Below are 20,962 nucleotides of genomic sequence, written 5' to 3'. Positions count from 1 at the left end.
GCAACCCTGTAGGCGCCGGCTTGTCGGCGATCAATCCAACACCGTTTCACCAGTAAAACCACACACTTTGACGTTACCCCAAATGCCCGGCAACTACGCACGAAGCCAAATTCATGCGCGGTTGCTGGGCATTTTTGTGCCACATAGAAAACTACGTTTCATATATAAAACAAAGCAAAACGGGTCATAACTTCGCAAACTCTTAATAACTAAGCACTTTCATATTTAATTTTGGAAATTACTCACCTGGCATTGTTCATGCACTAAACGGCGTATCACCTATAAAACAGACCAGAGACCGCGCCCATGGCTGTGAAAGAGATGTACGCAATCGCCCCGCAATGGCATGAACCGCAGCGCAACGAAGACCCGGCCCCCACGGAAATCGAATTCCGTAATGTCGGCAAGGCCTTCCCCGCCAAGGGCAACACGGATGCACCATTCGCCATCCGAGGCGTGAACTTCCAGATCCGTCGCGGCGAAGTGGTGTCGATCATCGGTCCTTCCGGTTGTGGCAAAAGCACCATCCTCAACATGGGCTCAGGCCTGTACCGGCCCACGGAAGGCGAAGTGCTGGTCGGCGGTGAAGCCGTCAACGGCCCCGTCCCCAAAGTTGCCTTCATGCTGCAGAAAGACCTGCTGATGCCATGGCGCAGCATCCGCCGCAACGTCGAACTGGGCCTGGAAATCCAGGGAATGCCTGCCAGCCAGCGCAAGGTCATCGCCGAGGATCTGCTCAAGCGCTGCCACCTGCAAGGCTTCGCCGACCACTACCCGTTCCAGCTGTCCGGCGGCATGCGCCAGCGCGCTGCGCTGGCCCGCACCCTGGCGATCGACCCGCAGGTGCTGTTTCTCGACGAACCGTTCTCGGCCCTTGATGCGCAAACCAAGATGATCCTGCAACAGGACCTGGCGCAGATGCTGTTCGAGGAAAAGAAGACCGCTCTGTTCATCACCCACGACCTGGTCGAGGCCATTGCGCTGTCCGACCGCCTGCTGGTGATGAGCGCCCGCCCTGGCACGATCATCGAAGAAATCGAGATCGACCTGCCCTATCGCAACAACCCGCTGGAACGCCGAAAGCTGCCGGAAATCGGCCCGCTGGCCGGCCGCCTGATGGATCTGCTGAAGGTCGGCGAAGACCTCGACCTGCACTGACCGACGCCCCACTCACCACTCGGGAGTTAGCATGTTCACCACACACCTCAAGCGCATGGCTCATACCGCCCTGGCAACCCTGGCCCTGAGCCTGGCAGCCCAGGCCCAGGCCGAGCCCACCAAGGTCACCTACCTGCTGCCTGCTCCACCCAGCCTGCCAGCGTTCGCGCCCTGGATCATCGCCAAGGAAAAAGGCTACTACCAGGCCCAGGACCTGGACCTGACCTTCATCGCCGCCAAAGGCGGAGTCGACGTGGCCAAGCAGATCGGTGCGGGCAACGCCCTGGTTGGCGGCGCCATCGGCGACACGCCGATCATCGTGCGCCCCAACGGTATCCCGGTACGTGCAGTGGCGGTGCTCGGTGGCGGCGGGGTCACCATGATCGCTACCAACGCCAGCGAAAACATCCATTCGGTCAGCCAGCTCAAGGGCAAGACCCTGACAGTGATGTCCTACTCCGACACCACCTACTACGCCCTGCTCGCTTCGCTGCGCAAGGCTGGCCTGAGCAAGGACGATGTGGATATCCAGGCAGCCGGCCCCTCGGGCGTGTGGCAACTGTTCTCGGCCAGCAAGGCCCAGGCCATGGCCGGGGTGCCGGACTGGGTGGTCAACGCCGAAGACGCCGGGCTCAAGTACGCGCTGATCCCGCGCGAGCAGGTATTTGAAAGCATGGCCCAGGCGATCCTCGCTTCAGACGACGCCATCGAACATCACCCGCAGATCGTCCGCGGTGTGGTTCAGGCCACCCTGCGCGGCCTGCAGGACATCATCGATGACCCCAAGGCCGCCGCCGCCACCTTCGCCCGTGCAGTCCCGGCTTACGCCGGCAAAGAGGCCTCGCTGGAAAAGACCCTGCGCCTGTACGTGGAATACGTCTACGCCGGCCAGCCGGTACTCGGCCGCATCGACCCTGAGCGCCTGGACACCGTGCGCAAGTTCTACGTCAGCGAGGGCATCGTCAACCGCGAACCCAAGCTCGACGAGCTCTACAGCAACCAGTTCATCGAAACCCGTACCGCGGCCCAGTGACGGCCCGGCAATGACAAGGTAAGCACCCGATGAGAAATATCAATCCTTCCGTGGCCGGCAGCATCGCCCTGCTGGTCTTGTTCCTGGCGCTCTGGCAATGGGGCCCGGGACTGGTCGGCATGCCCGAGTTCGTCATGCCGCAACTGAGCCGGGTGGCTCAGGAAAGCGTGCTGATGTGGCACTCCGGCGGCCTGCTGGAACATACCCTGATCACTGCCTTCGAAATCATCGTCGGCTTCGCCCTTGGTGCTCTGCTGGGGGTGGCCATCGGCGTCTCGCTGGGGCTGTCGCCCTCGGCCGAAGCGATGCTTTCGCCTTACATCCTGGCGCTGCAGATCGCACCCAAGGTGGCCTTCGCCCCGCTGTTCGTGATGTGGCTGGGCTACACCATCTACCCGAAGATCCTCATCGCCATCCTGATCGTGTTCTTCCCGGTGATGATCAACGTGCTCTCGGCCATCCGCACCGTCGACCCGGACATGATCAACCTGGTGCGCACCATGAATGCCAGCCGCTGGCAGATCTTCCGCCTGGTGGAGTTCCCTTCGGCCATGGCCGCGCTGTTTTCCGGCCTGCGCATCGCCTCGACCCTGGCCGTCATCGGCGTCACCGTCGGCGAGCTGGTGGGCGGTAACCAGGGCCTGGGTTTTCTGCTGGTGGATGCCGAAGGCCAGGGCAACACCGCGGGCGTGTTCGTCGCCATCGTCATGCTCACGCTGATCGGCGTGCTCGCCTACGGCGCCGTGATGTGGGCCGAAAAGCGCGTCCTGCACTACCTCCCCAAAGCCATGCTGAGTAGCCAATGATGAGCAGCTTCCACAACCTTCTCCAGGGCCGCCGCGTGCTGGTCACCGGTGGTGCCCGCGGGCTGGGCTATGCCTTTGCCCAGGCCATTGCCCAGGCCGGCGCCCGGGTGGTCATAGCCGATGTGCTCGCCGGGCGCGTGCAGCAGGCTGCCTGTGAGCTGAGCGGTATGGGCCTGGATGTCAGCGGCGTCAGCCTGGACCTTGCCAGCCCCGAGTCCATCGAGGCCTGCATCGAGCGCACGGTCAAGCGCCTGGGCGGCCTGGACGGCCTGGTCAACAACGCCTCGATCACCAACTCCGGCGGCAAGAGCTGCGAGGAACTGGACATCGAGACCTGGGACCAGGTCATGCAGGTGAATGTGCGCGGCACCTGGCTGATGACCCGCGCCGCCCTACCCGCATTGCGCGAAAGCGGCCGTGGCGCGGTCATCAACCTGGCCTCCGACACCCCGCTGTGGGGGGCGCCGAACCTGCTGGCCTATGTCGCCAGCAAAGGCGCGGTGATCGCCATGACCCGCAGCCTGGCCCGCGAGCTGGGCAACGCCAACATCACCGTCAACGCCATCGCCCCCGGCCTGGTGCTGGTCGAAGCCACCGCCTATGTGCCCGAGGCCCGCCACCGGCTGTACACCGAACAACGGGCCATCCAGCGCCCGCAACTGCCCGACGACGTCAGTGGCGCGGTGCTGTTCGCCCTGTCCGACCTGTCGCGCTTCATCACTGGACAAACCCTGCCGGTCAACGGCGGGTTCGTCATGCCCTGAGCAAAGGAGACCTCCATGACTGACCTCTCTGTGCAACACGACGCCCCGAAATCCTGGGACCGCCCCGCCGACGCCGACCTGGCCAGCTGGATGCAGACGCGCATCGCGCGCTACCAGACGCGCCGCTACGACTGGGATGCGCTGAAGTTCCAGGCCGACTACGACCCCAAGTTCCGCCGCGCGCAGATGCGCTACGTGGGCACCGGCGGCACGGGGGTTGGCAGTGACATGAACACCATCGCGTCCGAGCACTTCACCTTTTCCACCATGGTCATCCCGGCCGGCCACGAAGGCCCGCCGCACCTGCACACCGACGTCGAGGAAGTGTTCTTCGTGCTGCGCGGCAAGCTCAAGGTGGTCATCGAAAAAGACGGCGAGCGCTTCGAAACCATCCTCACCGACCGCGACCTGATCTCGGTGCCGCCAGGGGTGTACCGCGAAGAGATCAATGTGGGTGACGAGGACGCACTGATGTGCGTGATGCTCGGTGCCAAGAAGCCGGTGACCCCGACCTACCCACCAGCGCACCCGCTGGCATCGATCAAGCGCGGGTAAGCCGATGATGCCGATCACCCTCATCGCCCCCTTGTTAAGCCAGCTCGACCAGCGCTTTGCCGAACGCCTGCTACGCCTTGACCAAGGGCTGCAGGCGGTACGTGAGGCCGGTAGCGGCGAGGCCATCGTGCTGCTGCATGGCATCGGCTCGGGCGCGGCCAGCTGGTTGCAAGTGGCCTTGGGCTTGAGCGAGCGGGCACGGGTGATCGCCTGGGATGCCCCCGGCTACGGCCAGTCCGCGCCACTGCCGAGGCCTGTGCCGGGCGCCCGCGACTATGCCGGGCGCTTGCTGCAGACACTCGACGCATTGGGCATCGAGCGCTGTGTGCTGGTGGGCCATTCCCTGGGGGCGCTGACTGCCGCCGCGTTCGCCCAGGCCCACCCGCAGCGGGTCAACCGCCTGGTACTGCTCAGCCCGGCACGCGGTTACGGGGCGCAACCCGAGCAAGGTCTTGCCGTGCGCAGCAAACGCCTGCACAGCCTGGCCCACATGGGCATCGGGCAAATGGCCCGCGAGCGCAGTGCACATTTGCTGTCGCCAGACGCCGGTGCCCAGGCGCTGGCCTGGGTGCAGTGGAACATGGCGCGGCTACAGCCGCACGGCTACCGCCAAGCCATCGAGCTGCTGTGCGGCGACCACCTGTTGCGCCACGCGCCGCAGGCAGTGCCCTGCGAAGTGCACTGCGGCAGCGCCGACGGCATCACCCGCGCGGACGACTGCCAGGCCTTGGCCGATGCTCTGGGCGCCCCTTTCAAACTGATACCCGGCGCTGGCCATGCCTGCGCCATCGAACGACCTGACACGGTGACGGGCCTGCTGGCCCGCGCCCTGGACGCCTCTCTCACAGGTAGCGCGCTATGAACGAAATGGATCCGTTGAAGGAAAACCAGGACAAGTACATTGTCCCGGGCCTGGAACGCGGCCTGCTGCTGCTGTGCGAATTCAGCCGGCAGAACCGTACCCTGACCGCCCCCGAACTGGCCCGGCGCCTGTCACTGCCCCGCTCGACCATCTTCCGCCTGCTGACCACCCTGGAAACCATGGGCTTCGTCACCCGCAGCGGCAACGAATACCGCCTGGGCATGTCGGTACTGCGCCTGGGCTTCGAATACCTGGCCTCGCTGGAGCTGACCGAACTGGGCCAGCCACTGCTGGCACGGCTGTGCGATCGCCTGAACTACCCGAGCAACCTGGTGGTACGCGACGGTCGCTCGATCGTCTACGTGGCCAAGGTTTCACCACCCTCGGTGTTCTCCAGCGCAGTTACCGTCGGCACGCGCCTGCCGGCCCACGCCACGGTGCTGGGGCGCATCCTGCTGGCCGACCTGAGCCTGAGCGAGTTGCGCGAGCTGTATCCCGAAGAGCATCTGGAGCAGTTTTCGCCGTGCACGCCCAAGACCGTGCTGGAGCTGTTCGACCTGGTCCAGGCCGATCGCCTGCGCGGCTATGTCAGCGGCGAAGGCTTCTTCGAGTCGACCATCTCCACGGTGGCTGCACCCGTGCGTGATGACAGCGGCCAAGTAGTCGCAGCGCTCGGCCTGACCATCCCGACCGTGCAGATCGGCCACGTCAATTTCGACAACCTGCTGGGCCAGGTGCGGGGCAGTGCCGATGAGTTGTCGCGCTTGCTCAACTACACGCCCAACACCGGTCACGGCCGCGTCACCGCGCTGATGAGGGACTGAGATGAACCCCTACCAACTTCAAGACAGCACGGTGATCGTCACCGGCGGCTCGTCCGGCATCGGCTACGCCTGTGTCGAACTGCTGCTCGAAGCCGGCGCCCGCGTAGCCTTCTGCGGGCGCGACGAAGACCGCCTGCGCAGTGCCGAAACCCGGCTGCGCGAACGCTTCCCAGAGGCGGGCCTGCTGGCCCAGGTGTGCGACGTGCTCGACGCCGAGTCCGTGCGGGCCTTTGCCGCCGCCAGCCTGGCCGCACTGGGCCCGGCCCAGGCGCTGGTCAACAATGCGGGCCAGGGCCGCGTGTCGACGTTTGCCGACACCACCGACCAGGCCTGGAACGAAGAACTGCAGCTCAAATTCTTCTCGGTCATCCACCCGGTACGCGCGTTCATGGCACAACTGCAGGGCCAGCCTAACGCCTCGATCGTGTGCGTCAACTCGCTGCTGGCCAGCCAGCCCGAACCGCATATGGTCGCCACCTCGGCCGCCCGTGCCGGGCTGAAGAACCTGGTGCGCTCAATGGCCTTCGAATTCGCCGAACACGGCATCCGGGTCAACGGCATCCTCATCGGCCTGGTCGAGTCGGGGCAATGGCGCCGCCGCTTCGAGGCCCGCGAAGAGCGCGAGCTGGACTGGTCGCAATGGACCGCACAGCTGGCGCAACGCAAACACATTCCCTTGGGCCGCCTTGGCCTGCCGAAGGAAGCGGCGCAGGCGATCCTGTTCCTGGCTTCGCCTCTGTCGGCCTACACCACTGGCAGTCATATCGATGTATCCGGAGGCCTGTCCCGCCATGCGTAACGAAAACACTGTCACCGTCGGTGCCGTCATCACCGCGTTCCTCGAGCAATGCGACGTCAGGGCGGCGTTCGGCGTGATCTCGATCCACAACATGCCGATCCTCGATGCCTTCGCTGTGCGCGGCAACATCCGCTTCGTCATGGCCCGCGGTGAAGCCGGGGCCACCAACATGGCCGATGCCTATGCCCGCAGCATCGGTGGCCTGGGCGTATGCCTGACCTCCACCGGTACTGCCGCCGGCAACGCCGCCGGGGCCATGGTCGAAGCGCTGACCGCCGGCACCCCCCTGCTGCACATCACCGGGCAGATCGAAACCCCGTACCTGGACCAGGAGCTGGCCTACATTCACGAGGCACGCGACCAGCTGACCATGCTCAAGGCCGTGTCCAAGGCAGCGTTTCGCGTGCGCAGCGTCGAAACCGCGCTGAGCACCTTGAAGCTGGCCGTGCAGACCGCCCTCACCGCCCCCACCGGCCCGGTCAGCGTGGAGATCCCGATCGATATCCAGTCGGCCTTCATCGCCATGCCGACCGACCTGTCGCCACTGCCTATCCCGGTCGCCGCACCGGCCGCCGAAGCCCTCGACCTGGTTGCCGAACGCCTGGCCAGCGCCACCCGCCCACTGCTATGGCTGGGCGGCGGCGCCCGGCATGCCGGCGCGCAGGTCAAGCGCCTGCTGGACATGGGCGTCGGGGTGATCACCTCGACCCAAGGCCGCGGCGTGGTCAACGAAGACGATGAGCGCTGCCTGGGGGCCTTCTCGCAGAACAAGCTGGTCGAAGGCTTCATGCAGACCTGCGATGCGCTGGTGGTGGCCGGTTCCCGCCTGCGCAGCAACGAGACCTTCAAGTACGCCCTGAAGCTGCCGCGCACTACCCTGCGCATCGACGTCAACCCGGCCATCGAAGGCCGCAGCTACCCCAGCGACCTGTTCATCTGTGGCGATGCGGCACTGGCCCTGGAGGGCCTGGCCGACCGCCTGCAGGGCCGCCTGAACATCGACCCGAACTTTCTGCCCGAACTCAAGAATGTGCGCGAGCAGGCACGCAAACAGCTGGTCGCCGACCTGGGCCCGTATGCGTCGCTGGTCGAGCAGTTGCAAACGCAGACCGGGCGCAACTTCACCTGGGTGCGCGACGTGACGCTGTCCAACAGCATCTGGGGCAACCGCCTGCTCAATCTCTATCACCCCCTGTCCGGCGTGCACGCACTCGGCGGTGGCATCGGCCAGGGCCTGGCGATGGGCATCGGCGCTGCCGTGGCAGCGGCGCAGACAGCGCCGGAGCGCAAAGTGTTCGCCCTGGCAGGCGATGGTGGCTTCATTCTCAACCTGGGTGAGCTGGCGACCCTGGTGCAGGAGAACGCCAACGTGGTCATCCTGCTGATGAACGACCAGCGCTATGGCGTTATCCGCAACATCCAGGACGCCATCTACGGCGCCCGCCACGCTTACGTCGAACTGCACACGCCGAACTACAGCAAGCTGGCCGAATCGCTCGGCCTGCGCCATGGCCTGGTCAGCGACCTGAAACACTTCGGCGAGGTGCTCGAAGGCGCCCTGGGCGCGCAAGGCCCGTTCCTGCTGGAAGTGGACATGCTCAGCGTTGGCGGCTTCGCTACCCAGTTCGCCGGCCCGCCCAACAGCGAAACCAAGGCGCAGAAGGCCACGGCCTGAGGACCACGCCATGTTGCATATCACCATGATCGGCTGCGGTGCCATTGGCGTCGGCGTGCTCGAGCTGCTGGAGAAAGACCCGCTGCTGTGCGTCGATGCGGTGATTGCCTCGGCCGGCTCTGAAGCGCTGGTACGTCAGCGCCTGGCGAGCTTGCGCCGGCCGCCGCAGGTACTCACCGCCCTGCCGGCCGACGCGCGCCCCGACCTGCTGGTCGAATGCGCCGGCCACAAGGCAATCGAAGAGCACGTGCTGCCAGCGCTGGAGCGCGGGGTTGCCTGCCTGATCGTCTCGGTTGGTGCGCTGTCCGAGCCTGGCCTGGTCGAGCGCCTGGAAGCGGCAGCGGCACACGGCAACACGCGTATCGAACTGCTGCCCGGCGCCATTGGCGGCATCGACGCACTGTCAGCAGCCAAGGTCGGCGGCCTCGACGCGGTCAGCTACACCGGCCGCAAACCGGCGCGCGCCTGGCAAAGCACCCCCGCCGAGCAGGTGTGTACGCTGGACGCCCTTACAGAAGCGACCGTGATCTTCGACGGCAGCGCCCGTGAGGCAGCGCGGCTGTACCCGAAAAACGCCAACGTCGCGGCCACGCTGTCACTGGCCGGGCTGGGCCTTGACCGCACCCGCGTGACCCTGATCGCTGACCCGCTCAGCGAAGAAAACGTGCACCAGGTCGAGGCCCGCGGCGCCTTCGGCCGCTTCGAAATGAGCCTGCGCGGCAAACCGCTGCCGGCCAACCCGAAGACCTCGGCACTGACCGTCTACAGCGTGGTTCGCGCCCTTGGCAACCACGCCCATGCCATTTCCATCTAGGGGACTGCCAATGACTCTGGAACAGACCTTACCGCTGTGCATCGCCGGCACTTGGCGCCTGGGCGGCGGCGAGCGTTACGCCTCGTGCTACCCGGCGACCGGTGAGCCGGTCGCCTGGCTCAATGCGGCCAGCCTTGAAGATGTCGAAGCCGCCGTGCAGGGGGCCCATCAGGCCTTCCTGCACAGCGGCTGGGCCCAGCGCAAACCGCACGAACGTGCCGCTGTGCTGTACCGCATCGCCGGGCTGATCCGCGAGCGCGCTGAAGAGCTGGCGCAACTGCAACGCCAGGACAACGGCAAGCCGATCAACGAAACCCGCGCCCTGGTCGCCAGCGCGGCAGGGACGTTCCAGTTTTTCGCCGCTGCCTGCGAAACGCTGGAGGAAACCATCACCCCGTCGCGCGGCGATTTCGTCAGCATGAGCGTGTACGAGCCGATGGGTGTGGTCGCGGCGATCACGCCATGGAACTCGCCCATCGCCAGCGAGGCGCAGAAGCTAGCCCCGGCCCTGGCCGGTGGCAATGCGGTGGTGATCAAACCGGCGGAAATCACCCCCCTGCTGGCCCTGCAACTGGCCCGCATCTGTGAGGACGCCGGGCTGCCCAAAGGCCTGGTCAGCGTGCTGCCAGGCAAGGGTTCACTGCTGGGTGACGCCTTGACCCGCCACCCGCTGGTCAAACGTGTGTCGTTCACCGGCGGCACCCGTACCGGCAAACACATCGCCCATATCGCCGCCGACAAGATGATGCCGGTGTCGCTGGAGCTGGGCGGCAAGTCGCCGACCATCGTCCTTGACGACGCCGACCTCGACCACGCCGTGGCCGGTGTGCTGTACGGCATCTTCAGCTCCTCGGGTGAGGCATGCATCGCCGGCTCCCGGCTGTTCGTCGCCCGTGCCCTGTACGAGCCGTTCATGGCCCGGCTGACCGCTGCCGCCGCGCAACTGCGCCTGGGTGACCCGGCCGACGAGCGCACGCAGATGGGCCCGCTGATCAGTGCTGGCCACCGCGCGTCGGTGGAGCGCTACGTGGCCCTGGGCCTGGCCGAAGGTGGCCGCCTGCGCCTGGGCGGTGAGCGCCCGAGCGGCGGCCTGTACGAGCAGGGTTACTTTTACCCGCCGACCATCCTCGAAGGGCTGGGCAACCACCAGCAGGTTTGTCAGGAAGAGATCTTTGGCCCGGTGCTGGTGGCCCTACCGTTCGACAACGAAGAAGACCTGCTGGCCCAGGCCAACGACAGCCTGTACGCCCTTGCCGCCGGTATCTGGAGCCGTGACTACAAGCGTGCCTGGGCGCTTGGCCGCAAGCTTCAGGCCGGTACGGTGTGGATCAACACCTACAAGCAGTTCTCCATCTCGACGCCGTTCGGCGGCTGGCGTGACAGCGGCCTGGGCCGTGAAAAAGGCCGCCTGGGCATTCTGCAGTACATGGAACAGAAAAGCCTCTACTGGGGCATGAACCAACAGCCGCTGGCCTGGGCCGGCGTGGAGGCAGGGCAATGAGCGTACTGGGCATCGACGAAGTCACCTATGGCGTGGAAGACCTCGCCACCTGCGTCCGCTTCTTCACCGACTGGGGCTTGAGCAAAGTCAGCGAACAGCCTGACGAGGTGATCTTCGAAACCCTCAATGGCTGCCGCGTGGTGCTGGCCGCCCTCGACAAACCCGGCCTGCCGCCGGCCATCGAGCCCGGTTCGACCGTGCGTGAAGTGGTGTGGGGTGTCGCAAGCCAGGCGGACCTTGCCCTGTACAGCCAGCGCATCGCCAACGACCCGGGCTTTGTCGAAGGCAATGGCCGCATCGGTTGCACCGACCCTAACGGCCTGGCGATCCGCTTGCAGGTCACCCGCAAACGCACGCTGGACATCGAGTGCAGCGGCCACAACACCTGGCAGACCAAGGGCCGGATCAACAAGCCGGCGCCGATCTACGACCGTGCCACGCCCATCGAAGTGGGCCACGTGGTGTTCTTCGTCAAGGACGTGAACGCCTGCGAGGCCTTCTACCACGAACGTTTCGGCTTCCAGGCATCGGACCGTTACCCCAACCGCGGCGCCTTCCTGCGCACCGCCGAGGAAGGCGGCCACCACGACCTGTTCATGCTCCAGCTGCCGGCCCCGCGCGCCGGCCTCAACCACGTGGCGTTCACCGTACGTGACCTGCACGAGGTGTTCGGCGGCGGCATGCATATCTCCCGCTGCGGCTGGGCCACCGAAATCGGCCCGGGCCGCCACCCGGTGTCATCGGCGTTCTTCTGGTACTTCAAGAACCCGGCCGGCGCGCTGGTCGAGTACTACGCCGACGAGGACCAACTGACCGCCGAATGGCAGCCACGCGCGTTCGAACCCGGCCCGACCGTATTCGCCGAATGGGCGATTGCCGGCGGCATCGATGGCAACACCCGGCGCCAGCAGCACGCAGAAGCACCCCAAGGCAAATTCCTCACCGACAAGCCCAAGCACAACTGAGGTCGATCCCATGAACACACCCGAGGTTTACCTGCAGCCGCACCAGGCACGCAAACGCCCCAACACACCGTTCGAGGACCTGCTCGGCGATTCCATCGAACGCGCCTACGGCAACGGCGTGAGCGAATTGGGGGAATTGCTCGCCCACCTCAACCTGGCCGGCCCGCCCTGCCCGCTGACCAGCGGAGCGTGGACTGAAGACGCCTTTGTAACCCTGATGGCACGGCTGGGCGAATGACCCTGCGGAGAAGAACAAGATGAACATGCATGTAACCGTCGACCCTGTTGAACAACACCTGGCCAATGGCCTGAAAGACCTCTGGTTCCCGGTTCTGCCGTCGGAACTGTTGAGCGACAAACCGGTTTCCATCCGTCGCCTGGGCTACAAGATCGCCCTGTGGCGCGACAACGATGGCAGCGTGCACGCGCTTGAGGACCACTGCCCGCACCGCGGCGCGCCGCTGTCCCAAGGGCCGGTGCTGGGTGACCGCCTGCAGTGCCCGTACCACGGCGTTGAAGTACGCTGCGACGGCACTGTCACCAAAGTGCCCGGCAGCCCTGGCTGCAAGCTCGAAGGCAGCCGCCCGACGCGGATGTTCCATACCCGCGAGGCTGCGGGGGCGATCTTTCTGTTCAACGCCACCGACCCGCACCTGGACACACCACCGGAGCTGGTACTGCCCGAGCAGCTGACCTCGCCCCAGTGGAGCAGCTTCCTTTGCTACACCGAATGGAAAGGCGACTACCGCTACGTGCTCGACAACGTCATGGACCCGATGCACGGCACCTACCTGCACAAGATGTCGCATTCCATGAGCGAGGGCGAAGCCACCGCCAGGTTCGTCACCCGCGATACCGAACAAGGCTTCTTCTTCGAGAAAGAAGGCCAGCGCGGGGTCAACTTCGACTGGACCGAATTCCTCGACAACGGCTGCCACTGGCTGCGCCTGGAGATTCCCTACCCCAAGACCGGTGGCCCGGGCGGCAACTTCACCATCATCGGCAGCTACACGCCCAGCAGCCGAGCGTTGTCGGCCGTGTTCCACTGGCGCGCCCGGCCGCTGACCGGCTGGCAACGCGACACCTGGCGCTTCCTCTACAAGAACCGCCTGGAGGCGCGCCACTGGGCGGTACTGGAGCAGGACCGGGTGCTGCTGGAATTCATGGAGTTCGACGCCAACCAACGTGAAAACCTCTACCAGCACGACCTGGGCGTGGTGCGCCTGCGCCGCTACCTCAAGGGCAAGGCCAAGGAACAGCTGGCCCTGATCGAAACCAAGCAACTGGCCTGAGGTGACCGATGTCCAACTCCTCCACCATCAGTGCACGGGTGCACACCCTGCGCCATGAAGCCGAAGGCATCATCAGCGTCGAGCTGCGCCCCTGGGGTGACACTGTGTTCGCGCCCTTCGACGCCGGTTCGCACATCGACCTGCACCTGCCCAATGGCCTGGTGCGCAGCTATTCGCTGCTGAACGCGCCAAGCGACCAGGGCCGTTATGTGGTCGGCATCCTGCGTGACCGAGCCAGCCGCGGGGGGTCGCGCTATGTGCACGAGCAACTGCGCGTGGGCACGCAACTGCAGATCTCCCAGCCACGCAACAACTTTGCCCTCGACACCCGCGCCAGCCACAGCGTACTGGTGGCGGGCGGCATCGGCATTACGCCGATCTACTGCATGTTCCGCCAGTTGCTGACGCTGGGGCGCTCGGCCGAGCTGATCTACTGTGCACGCTCGCGTGCCGAAGCCGCACTGCTGGAGGAGATCAGCGGGCTTGGGGCAAAGGTGGTCTACCACTTCAACGACGAGAAAGGCGGACTGCCGGACCTGGCCGGCTACCTGGCCGGGCGGCCTGCGGACACGCACTTCTACTGCTGCGGGCCGACGCCGATGCTCGATGCCTTCGAGCAGACCTGCGAACGCCTGGGTTACCCCCATGCGCATATCGAGCGGTTTACCGCAGCCGAAGTGGCGGCATCGGACGATGCCCAGGCCAGCTACAGCGTCGAGCTGAGCCGGTCAGGCAGGACGGTCAGCGTCGAACCCGGGTTGAACCTGCTGGATGTGCTGCTCGAAGCCGGCTGCGATATCGAGTACAGCTGCCGTGAGGGTGTGTGTGGCTCTTGCGAGACCCGAGTGCTGGAGGGGGATGTGGACCACCGCGACGGGGTACTGACCAAGGCTGAGCGGGCGGCGAACAAATCGATGATGGTCTGTGTGTCCGGGTGCAAGAGCCGGCGGTTGGTGCTTGATCTGTGAATTGAACATTCGCTCACGCGTAAATTTGACCGGCCCCTCATGGGCCGGTTTTTTTTGACCTGGTTTTGTACTGTTCATTCCTGCCTTATCGCCCACTTGCCAGCGATAAGGCATGTACTGATACAACCCAAGACAAAGTAGTGCATCGACGCACAATGCCTGGGCATAACAGTAACCAAACTTTCAGCCTGTTCCAGATACGGTACAAACCAAGCCGTTTCAAATATAAATAATTGTTTTAAATCAGTTTTTATTAAACAAAAGAACCTGGCACAAAACCTGCTCCATTTCCTTTGTCAAACAACATCTCACCCATAAAACAAAAAACCCGCAGTACGGGCGACGCTCCCCCTTTGCCTGCGGAAAACCTCCCAACCTTGCAGGGCATGGCATGAAAAGATATGTGATAAGCCTCGGTCTGATTCTCGGCAGTTGCGCAAGTTTCGCTTTCGAACCCGGCCCCGCCGCCCCCGACCAGCCACCCACCGCGAAAAAGCCCTTCCCGCATATTGCCTGGCGCAGCGACGACGGCCAGAGCAGCCTGGATATCGGCGGCGCCCTGCGCGTCAATTACCGCGACGAACACTGGGACACCACCGAAAACAACGGCCGCTTCCTCTTCGATACCTTCCGCCTCGACGTGCAGGCCAACCATCGCCAGCTGTTCAGCGATGTCGGCTATTGGTTCCAGGACGACGGCAAGCGCTCGATCGACCGTGGCTACATTGGCTACCGCTTCAGCCCCCAAGCCAACCTGCAAATCGGGGCGCCGTTCAAACCGTTCGGCCTGGAGCCGTATCCACAGTTTGGCTGGAGCTATCACATACCGTTCTTCATGGGCTACGGCGTCAGCGCAGGCAAAGGCCTCAAATACAGCTACAAGGATGCGCAGTGGGACCTGCAATTGGGTTACTTCCCGCGCATGCTGCCTTCAAGCCTGCGCTACTCACCGGAAGTCGGGCGTTATGCCGACCTCGACGACAACGCCGTGCCGTTTACCCAATCGCGCCAAGACAACGAGAAACACAACCAGGTCAACGCCCGTGTCGCCCGTACCTTCAGCGGCGATGGCTGGAAGACCGAGCTGGGTGCCTCGCTGGCAGCTGCCGAGCTGTACAACGCCACCACCCATGACGACGGCGATTACTGGGCAGGCGGAGTCCACGCGCTGCTCAACAGAGGCCCCTGGACGGTGACGGGCCAGGCCATCCGCTATGAGTACGATCCGAAGAACCCGGCAGGCGTCAGCAACGACGCAGTGCTGATGGGCGGCAACGGCCTGACCCCTGCATACCTGATCGCCTCCAAGGCCACCATCGCAGCGGTCAACGTCGGCTATGACGTGCTGACCCCGAAGCTTGGGCAACTGAAAAAGATCAAGCTCTATACCGACTACAGCCGGATGATGAAAGATGAGCAGAGCTGGGACGATTCGCAGATGTTCACCGTTGGCGCGCAGTTCCTGGCCATGCCGATCATGGCCTGGGTCGACCTGACCTGGGCGCGCAATGCCAACCCGTTTGGTGGGGCGGAAAATGGCACAGGCTGGACCAGCACCAGCTCGGTGGGCAGCAATGACTGGTATTACCGGACCAATATAAACATTGGGTATTACTTCTAGCAGCCTGGGTGGCCTGCACCGGCCCTATCGCCGGCAAGCCGGCTCCTACAGGAGCTGCGCAGCGCACTACCGATGGGAGCCGGCTTGCCGGCGATAGGGCCAGTACAGACAACAACGCCAAAGGGCATTACGATAAGCAGCCCTCACGACACGTAACGCCCCATGCCCCCCGAGCAAACCGCAGCCTACAAGATCGTGCTCTGGCGCCTGGAGCAGGATGCCCAAGGCTACCCACCCGCATCGGTCGAAGGCCTCTGGGCAAAACGTACCGCGGCTGGCTACCAGGTCGACAGCATCCCCTTCTATGCCTACGGCATCGCACCTGGCGACACCATCAGCATCAGCGAAGAGGGCGAGCAATCCTGGTTCGAAGGCTTGCTGCACAGTGGCGGCGCTTCGGTATTTCGCGTTCTTGTGAAGGCAGGCGGTGATCTGGAGCAGGTTCGTGCGGCACTCGAAGATTTCGGCTGCCCCAGCGAAGTCGAAAAAGCGGTCAGGATGCTGGCCGTCGAAGTCCCGCCTTCGCGCTCACTCGACACCCTGCTCTACTACCTGCTGACGCAGCGCGAAGCCGGCACCCTGGACTTCGAGGAAGGCGTGCTGCGCCACGCCATCCCCGAAGAGTTTCGCTGACGGCCTATGCTTGGGCCATGCGACTGGCAGGCTTGCTGAACACGAACAGCAAACCGACCACAATCAGCCCCATTCCCAGCAGGCTGAGCGGTGCCAGGCGATTACCGAAGATCAGGAAGTCCATCACCGCAGTCACCGCCGGCACCAGGTAGAACAGGCTGGTGACGTTGACCAGATTACCTTTGGCGATCAGGCGGTACAGCAGCATGGTCGCCAGCAGCGAAACCACCAGCCCCATCCACAGCAGCGCACCAATGAAACTGCCGCTCCATGCAACGTGCAGCGGCTGCAGCGGCGCGAACACAGCACACATGGCAAACCCCGCCAGATACTGCAGGCCCAGCGTGCCCATGGGGTTGTCGGTGATGCGTTTTTGCAGGATCGAGCCAAAGGTCATGCTGCCCAGCGCCAGCAAGGCAAACAGCATCCCGGCCAGCGACACTCCGCCGAGGTTGATACCCTGATAGACCACCATCACCAGCCCGCCGAGCCCCAGGCCCAGACCGAACAGCCGGCGCCAGGAGCGCTGGCGCTCCATCAGCACCACAGTGAGGATCGGTTGTACTCCCATCACCGTGGCCATCACGCCGGGGGTCACGTGGGTATTGAGCGCCAGCAGGTAGAAGATCTGGTAGGCACCGAGCAACACGCAGCCGGTGCCAAGGGCTCGGAACATCGCCCCACGTGTGCGCGGCCAGCGCAGGCCCAGCAACGGGCCGATCAGCAGCAACCCGGCGAGTGCCAGCGCTGAGCGCAGCAGCAGGAAAGCAAACGGGCTGGCATGGGCCAGGCCAAGTTTGGAGACGATGGCGCCACTGCTCCACAGCAGGACGAACAGGCTGGTAGTGGCCGCCGAGGCCACGGATGCTTTGGAAAAGACAGACATGCATGCACCTGTATTCGGGCAGATAAGCCGAACGGTGGGCGTGAACTTCAGTTAGGGAAGCCGCCGACCGTGTTCAGTAGGTTGCGCGTGTGACGGGATGCGGCCAAAGGCCGGTCAGCCCGGCACAACCACGCAGCGAGGCGGAGCTACGCCGCCTACAACGCCACTGACAGGTGGTGGGTAATGACTGATCATGGCCGGCTGCTGGCTGCCACGCACGGCCCCGCCCGCGACTGGCGCGATGGCAAAGCTTGCGGTGGACAGGATGGCAGGCATGAGCAGGTCTTCGGGGAGGTGAATGCTCTGGAATATAGCGGTGAATCAGGGCCAGGACAATAGCTGGCTTCTGTGATGCCTGTTGGGCCCTGTCGCCGGCGATAGGGCCCTGCAGGCACCGAAACTTCAGAACAACCAGCGATACAGCAGGTACGCCACAGCCACCGCCAGCACCGGCCGCAGGATGCGGTAGGCCTTGGGGTTGGCACGCTTGAACTGCTTCACGCGGGTGCTGATCCTGTTGCTGAAGCGCTTGCTCCAGGCATACGCCTGGTTGATCCCGCCCACCCGCTCGTCATCGGTGTTCTGCGGTGCAGTGGCGCGGCCCAGGAAGGCGCTGACCTTGCGGTTGATGCGGGCCATCAGCGGGTTGCTGAGCGGGCGTTCGATGTCGCAGAACAGGATCACCCGGGTGACGTCGGTTTCGTTCTTGACCCAGTGCACGTAGGTCTCGTCGAACATCACGTCCTCGCCATCACGCCAGGCGTAGGCCTGGCCGTCGACGTAGATGCGGCAATCGTCGGAGTTCGGCGTGGACAAGCCCAAGTGATAGCGCAGCGAGCCGGCGAAGGGGTCGCGGTGCGGGTTGAGGTGGCTGCCGCCGGGCAGCAGGGCAAACATCGCGCCCTTGACGTTGGGGATGGCGCTGACCAGCTCGACGGTCTTCGGGCAAAGCGCCTCGGCCGACGGCAGCGGTTTGTCGTACCACTTCAGGTAGAAACGCTTCCAGCCCTTCTTGAAGAACGACCCGAAGCCTGCGTCATTGTCTTTTTCGGCGGCGCGGATGTAGCCCTCATCGAACAGGCGCATGGCCTCCTCACGGATCTGCTGCCAGTTGTCCTTGAGCACGTCCAGCTCAGGGAAACGCTGGCGGTCCAGGTACGGCTTGGACGGCACCCCGGAGAAAAAGTACATCAGGCTGTTATAGGGTGCGAACAGCGCAGAATGGTTGACGAACTGGCGCAGGACTGGCAATCGCGCCTTGCCGCGCAGGTGGACGAACAGCACGCTGCCAAAAAAAACCAGCAGGACACCTGCCTTGGCGACGAAGGAAAAGGTCATGCAACACTCCTTGGAAAGGGAGCAGGCCAGCGCTGCCTGCCCCCATTAAAAATCATCCTGCCATCATAAACCCATCACGCCCAGGTAAAAACAACCCGGGCGGGAACTCACTCATGAAGATTTTGCAATAAACCCGAGCGCAGGGGCAGCTTGCCGCTTGCCGCTTACTGCTGGTTCTCCTGCTCGCTGAACATGTCGGCGAACAGCATGCTCGACAGGTAGCGCTCGCCGGAGTCGGGCAGGATTACGACGATGGTCTTGCCCTGCATCTCCGGCTTTTCCGCCAGCCGCACCGCAGCAGCCATCGCCGCGCCGCAGGAAATGCCGCAAAGGATGCCCTCCTCCTGCATCAGGCGGATGGCCATCGCCTTGGCCTCTTCATCGGTCACGGTCTCGACCTGGTCGACGATCGACAGGTCAAGGTTCTTCGGCACAAAGCCGGCGCCGATACCCTGGATCTTGTGCGGGCTGGGCTTGAGCTCCTCACCGGCCAGGGTCTGGCTGATCAGCGGCGAGGCCACAGGCTCGACCGCCACCGAGAGGATCGACTTGCCCTGGGTGTGCTTGATATAGCGCGACACGCCGGTAATGGTGCCACCGGTGCCGACACCGGCCACCAGCACGTCGACTGCACCGTCGGTGTCGTTCCAGATCTCCGGGCCGGTGGTCTTTTCATGAATGGCCGGGTTGGCCGGATTGTCGAACTGGCCTGGCAGGAAGTACTGCGCCGGGTCCGAGGCAACGATCTCGTTGGCCTTCTCGATCGCGCCTTTCATGCCCTTGGCCGGCTCGGTCAACACCAGCTCGGCGCCCAGGGCCTTCAGCACCTTGCGACGCTCCAGGCTCATCGAGGCCGGCATGGTCAGGATCAGTTTGTAGCCACGGGCGGCGGCGACGAAGGCCAGGCCAATGCCGGTGTTGCCCGAGGTGGGCTCGACGATGGTCATGCCGGGCTTGAGCTTGCCGCTGCCCTCGGCGTCCCAGACCATGCTCGCGCCGATACGGCACTTGACCGAGTACCCAGGGTTGCGCCCTTCGATCTTGGCCAGGATGGTCACACCGCGCGGGGCGATGCGGTTGATCTGCACCAGCGGCGTATTGCCGATGGAATGGGCGTTGTCTGCGTAGATACGGCTCATGGCAGGGTCCTTGGCATGAAGTGGCGGGGAAAGGCTTAAAGGGTAAGCCTGCCCCGTTGGCCCGTAAAGCCCGTTCGAACTCGCCCGGGCGGCCTGCGGTCAACCGCACAACCCGCCTTGGAGATCACTGCGATGAAAGCCCGTTATCGCTGGCCACTGGTCGGCCTGGCCAGCCTGGTCGTGCTGTTGGTGGCCCTGCACCTGGCGCTGCCTTACCTGGTGCGCGACTACCTCAACGACAAGCTGGCGGACATGGGGGAGTACCGTGGCCAGGTCACGGACGTGGAACTGGCCTGGTGGCGCGGGGCCTACCAGATCGATGGGCTGAAGATCGTCAAGACCAGCGGCAAGGTTCCGGTGCCGCTGCTCGATGCGCCACTGATCGACCTCTCGGTGAGCTGGCAAGCGCTGTGGTATGACCATGCTGTGGTGGCCGAAGTCACCTTTTTACGACCGGTGCTCAACTTCGTCGACGGCGGCAACAAACAGGCCTCGCAGACCGGTCAGGGTACAGACTGGCGCCAGCAGCTGGAAAAACTGCTGCCGATCACCCTCAACGATGTGCGCATCGATGACGGCACGCTGACCTTCCACAACTTCAACTCCAAGCCGCCGGTCGACCTCAAGGCCACCCGGCTCGACGCCAATATCCGCAACCTGACCAACGTACGGGACGACAAAGGCCGGCGCGACGCCAGCTTCGAGGCTAAAGCCCTGCTGTTGGGCGATGCCAGGGTGCAGAGCCGCGCGACCTTCGACCCGTTCAGCGACTTCGATGATTTCGAGTTCCGGCTGCGCGCAACCGGCATGGAGCTGCGCAGGCTGAACGACTTCGCCAGTGCCTATGGCAAGTTCGATTTCAATGCCGGGCACGGCGATGTGGTGATCGAGGCCCAGGCGGAAAACGGCCGGCTCAATGGCTACATCAAGCCGTTGCTGCGCGACGTGGACGTGTTCAACTGGCAGCAGGACATCGAGGACAAGAACAAGGGTTTTTTCCGCTCGGTGTGGGAAGCGCTGGTAGGGGCCAGCGAAACGGTGCTGAAGAACCAGCCGAAAAACCAGTTCGCCACCCGTGTGGAACTCAGCGGCAGTGTGCACCAACAGAACATCAGCGCCTTCGAGGCGTTTTTGCAGATTTTGCGCAACGGGTTTGTCCAGGCGTTCAATGCACGCTATGAGCAACCTGCGCCCGATTCCGACTGAACAGGCGTGACGAGCCATTCAGGGACTGAATATCCGGTCTGCGTTTGCAGCCGCCTGGGGCCGGGGTATAGTCGCTGACAACAAATGAAGACATGCCGTACCTGTACTGGCCCCCGCAGAGGA

Annotated in this window: 22 protein-coding genes; 18 read left to right on the top strand and 4 right to left on the bottom strand. The window is 64.1% G+C overall.

What is annotated here, in order from left to right:
- The first annotated feature begins 321 nt into the window (after positions 1-321).
- The 17 genes from IWW33_RS17845 to IWW33_RS17765 all read left to right on the top strand — a co-directional run bounded on the left by IWW33_RS17845 (position 322) and on the right by IWW33_RS17765 (position 16,270).
- Positions 322-1,158: an ABC transporter ATP-binding protein gene (locus tag IWW33_RS17845; protein ID WP_174142438.1), complete on the top strand. Its 837-nt coding sequence runs from the start codon at positions 322-324 to the stop codon at positions 1,156-1,158.
- A gap of 55 nt (positions 1,159-1,213) precedes the next feature.
- Positions 1,214-2,191: an ABC transporter substrate-binding protein gene (locus IWW33_RS17840; protein WP_231386453.1), complete on the top strand. Its 978-nt coding sequence runs from the start codon at positions 1,214-1,216 to the stop codon at positions 2,189-2,191.
- A 29-nt stretch (positions 2,192-2,220) separates the two neighbouring features.
- Positions 2,221-2,997 (top strand): ABC transporter permease, encoded by a 777-nt coding sequence (locus IWW33_RS17835; protein ID WP_174142408.1) that lies wholly within the window; start codon positions 2,221-2,223, stop codon positions 2,995-2,997.
- A complete protein-coding gene (locus IWW33_RS17830; RefSeq protein WP_115274113.1) occupies positions 2,994-3,761 on the top strand; it encodes an SDR family oxidoreductase in 768 nt (255 codons plus the stop codon). Before IWW33_RS17835 ends, IWW33_RS17830 begins: the two co-directional genes overlap by 4 nt.
- Before the next feature lie 15 nt (positions 3,762-3,776).
- Entirely contained in the window at positions 3,777-4,316 is a 540-nt protein-coding gene (locus IWW33_RS17825; protein WP_174142406.1) for a cupin domain-containing protein, read from the top strand.
- Between the two features lie 4 nt (positions 4,317-4,320).
- The gene (locus IWW33_RS17820; RefSeq protein ID WP_174142404.1) at positions 4,321-5,178 is read left to right on the top strand and encodes an alpha/beta fold hydrolase; all 858 of its coding nucleotides are present in this window, start codon (positions 4,321-4,323) and stop codon (positions 5,176-5,178) included.
- A 5-nt stretch (positions 5,179-5,183) separates the two neighbouring features.
- Complete coding sequence (locus tag IWW33_RS17815) at positions 5,184-6,002, top strand: IclR family transcriptional regulator (RefSeq protein ID WP_115275499.1); 819 nt, start codon at positions 5,184-5,186, stop codon at positions 6,000-6,002.
- A gap of 1 nt (position 6,003) precedes the next feature.
- Positions 6,004-6,801: an SDR family oxidoreductase gene (locus tag IWW33_RS17810; protein WP_115274110.1), complete on the top strand. Its 798-nt coding sequence runs from the start codon at positions 6,004-6,006 to the stop codon at positions 6,799-6,801.
- On the top strand, positions 6,794-8,476 hold the full coding sequence (locus IWW33_RS17805; protein ID WP_115274109.1) for a thiamine pyrophosphate-binding protein: 1,683 nt from the start codon (positions 6,794-6,796) through the stop codon (positions 8,474-8,476). The genes IWW33_RS17810 and IWW33_RS17805 overlap by 8 nt, the downstream gene beginning before the upstream one ends.
- 10 nt (positions 8,477-8,486) lie before the next feature.
- A complete protein-coding gene (locus IWW33_RS17800; protein WP_115274108.1) occupies positions 8,487-9,290 on the top strand; it encodes an aspartate dehydrogenase in 804 nt (267 codons plus the stop codon).
- A gap of 10 nt (positions 9,291-9,300) precedes the next feature.
- Positions 9,301-10,791 (top strand): aldehyde dehydrogenase, encoded by a 1,491-nt coding sequence (locus tag IWW33_RS17795; RefSeq protein WP_115274107.1) that lies wholly within the window; start codon positions 9,301-9,303, stop codon positions 10,789-10,791.
- The gene (locus IWW33_RS17790; protein ID WP_115274106.1) at positions 10,788-11,756 is read left to right on the top strand and encodes a VOC family protein; all 969 of its coding nucleotides are present in this window, start codon (positions 10,788-10,790) and stop codon (positions 11,754-11,756) included. The genes IWW33_RS17795 and IWW33_RS17790 overlap by 4 nt, the downstream gene beginning before the upstream one ends.
- Positions 11,757-11,766: 10 nt before the next feature.
- Positions 11,767-11,994: a recombinase-like helix-turn-helix domain-containing protein gene (locus tag IWW33_RS17785; RefSeq protein ID WP_161872257.1), complete on the top strand. Its 228-nt coding sequence runs from the start codon at positions 11,767-11,769 to the stop codon at positions 11,992-11,994.
- A gap of 19 nt (positions 11,995-12,013) precedes the next feature.
- On the top strand, positions 12,014-13,048 hold the full coding sequence (locus IWW33_RS17780; RefSeq protein WP_115274104.1) for an aromatic ring-hydroxylating dioxygenase subunit alpha: 1,035 nt from the start codon (positions 12,014-12,016) through the stop codon (positions 13,046-13,048).
- 8 nt (positions 13,049-13,056) lie between these two features.
- The gene (locus tag IWW33_RS17775) at positions 13,057-14,016 is read left to right on the top strand and encodes a PDR/VanB family oxidoreductase (RefSeq protein WP_119687613.1); all 960 of its coding nucleotides are present in this window, start codon (positions 13,057-13,059) and stop codon (positions 14,014-14,016) included.
- Between the two features lie 391 nt (positions 14,017-14,407).
- Complete coding sequence (locus tag IWW33_RS17770; protein WP_196914300.1) at positions 14,408-15,637, top strand: hypothetical protein; 1,230 nt, start codon at positions 14,408-14,410, stop codon at positions 15,635-15,637.
- A gap of 162 nt (positions 15,638-15,799) precedes the next feature.
- Complete coding sequence (locus tag IWW33_RS17765; protein WP_174142307.1) at positions 15,800-16,270, top strand: DUF4265 domain-containing protein; 471 nt, start codon at positions 15,800-15,802, stop codon at positions 16,268-16,270.
- Positions 16,271-16,274: 4 nt separating this feature from the next.
- Here the strand turns inward: IWW33_RS17765 and IWW33_RS17760 are convergent, their stop codons facing one another.
- From IWW33_RS17760 to cysK, 4 genes are all read right to left on the bottom strand, one after another.
- Positions 16,275-17,156 (bottom strand): DMT family transporter, encoded by an 882-nt coding sequence (locus IWW33_RS17760; protein ID WP_174142308.1) that lies wholly within the window; start codon positions 17,154-17,156, stop codon positions 16,275-16,277.
- A 114-nt stretch (positions 17,157-17,270) separates the two neighbouring features.
- A complete protein-coding gene (locus tag IWW33_RS17755; RefSeq protein ID WP_174142309.1) occupies positions 17,271-17,432 on the bottom strand; it encodes a hypothetical protein in 162 nt (53 codons plus the stop codon).
- 126 nt (positions 17,433-17,558) lie between these two features.
- A complete protein-coding gene (locus tag IWW33_RS17750) occupies positions 17,559-18,494 on the bottom strand; it encodes an aspartyl/asparaginyl beta-hydroxylase domain-containing protein (RefSeq protein ID WP_174142310.1) in 936 nt (311 codons plus the stop codon).
- Between the two features lie 164 nt (positions 18,495-18,658).
- Positions 18,659-19,633, bottom strand: a complete 975-nt coding sequence (cysK, locus tag IWW33_RS17745; RefSeq protein WP_115274099.1) for a cysteine synthase A — start codon at positions 19,631-19,633, stop codon at positions 18,659-18,661.
- Between the two features lie 132 nt (positions 19,634-19,765).
- On the opposite strand from cysK, the gene IWW33_RS17740 reads away from it, so the two are divergent.
- Positions 19,766-20,839 carry a DUF748 domain-containing protein gene (locus IWW33_RS17740; protein ID WP_115274098.1) on the top strand — a complete coding sequence of 358 codons (1,074 nt, stop codon included), beginning with the start codon at positions 19,766-19,768 and terminating at the stop codon, positions 20,837-20,839.
- Positions 20,840-20,962 lie beyond the last annotated feature (123 nt).

It is taken from the genome of Pseudomonas sp. M2 (assembly GCF_015751845.1).
In the GTDB taxonomy this organism is placed as follows: domain Bacteria; phylum Pseudomonadota; class Gammaproteobacteria; order Pseudomonadales; family Pseudomonadaceae; genus Aquipseudomonas; species Aquipseudomonas putida_E.
The sequence above is the reverse complement of the archived record's forward strand: the minus strand, read 5'-3'. Positions and strand labels throughout refer to the sequence as shown.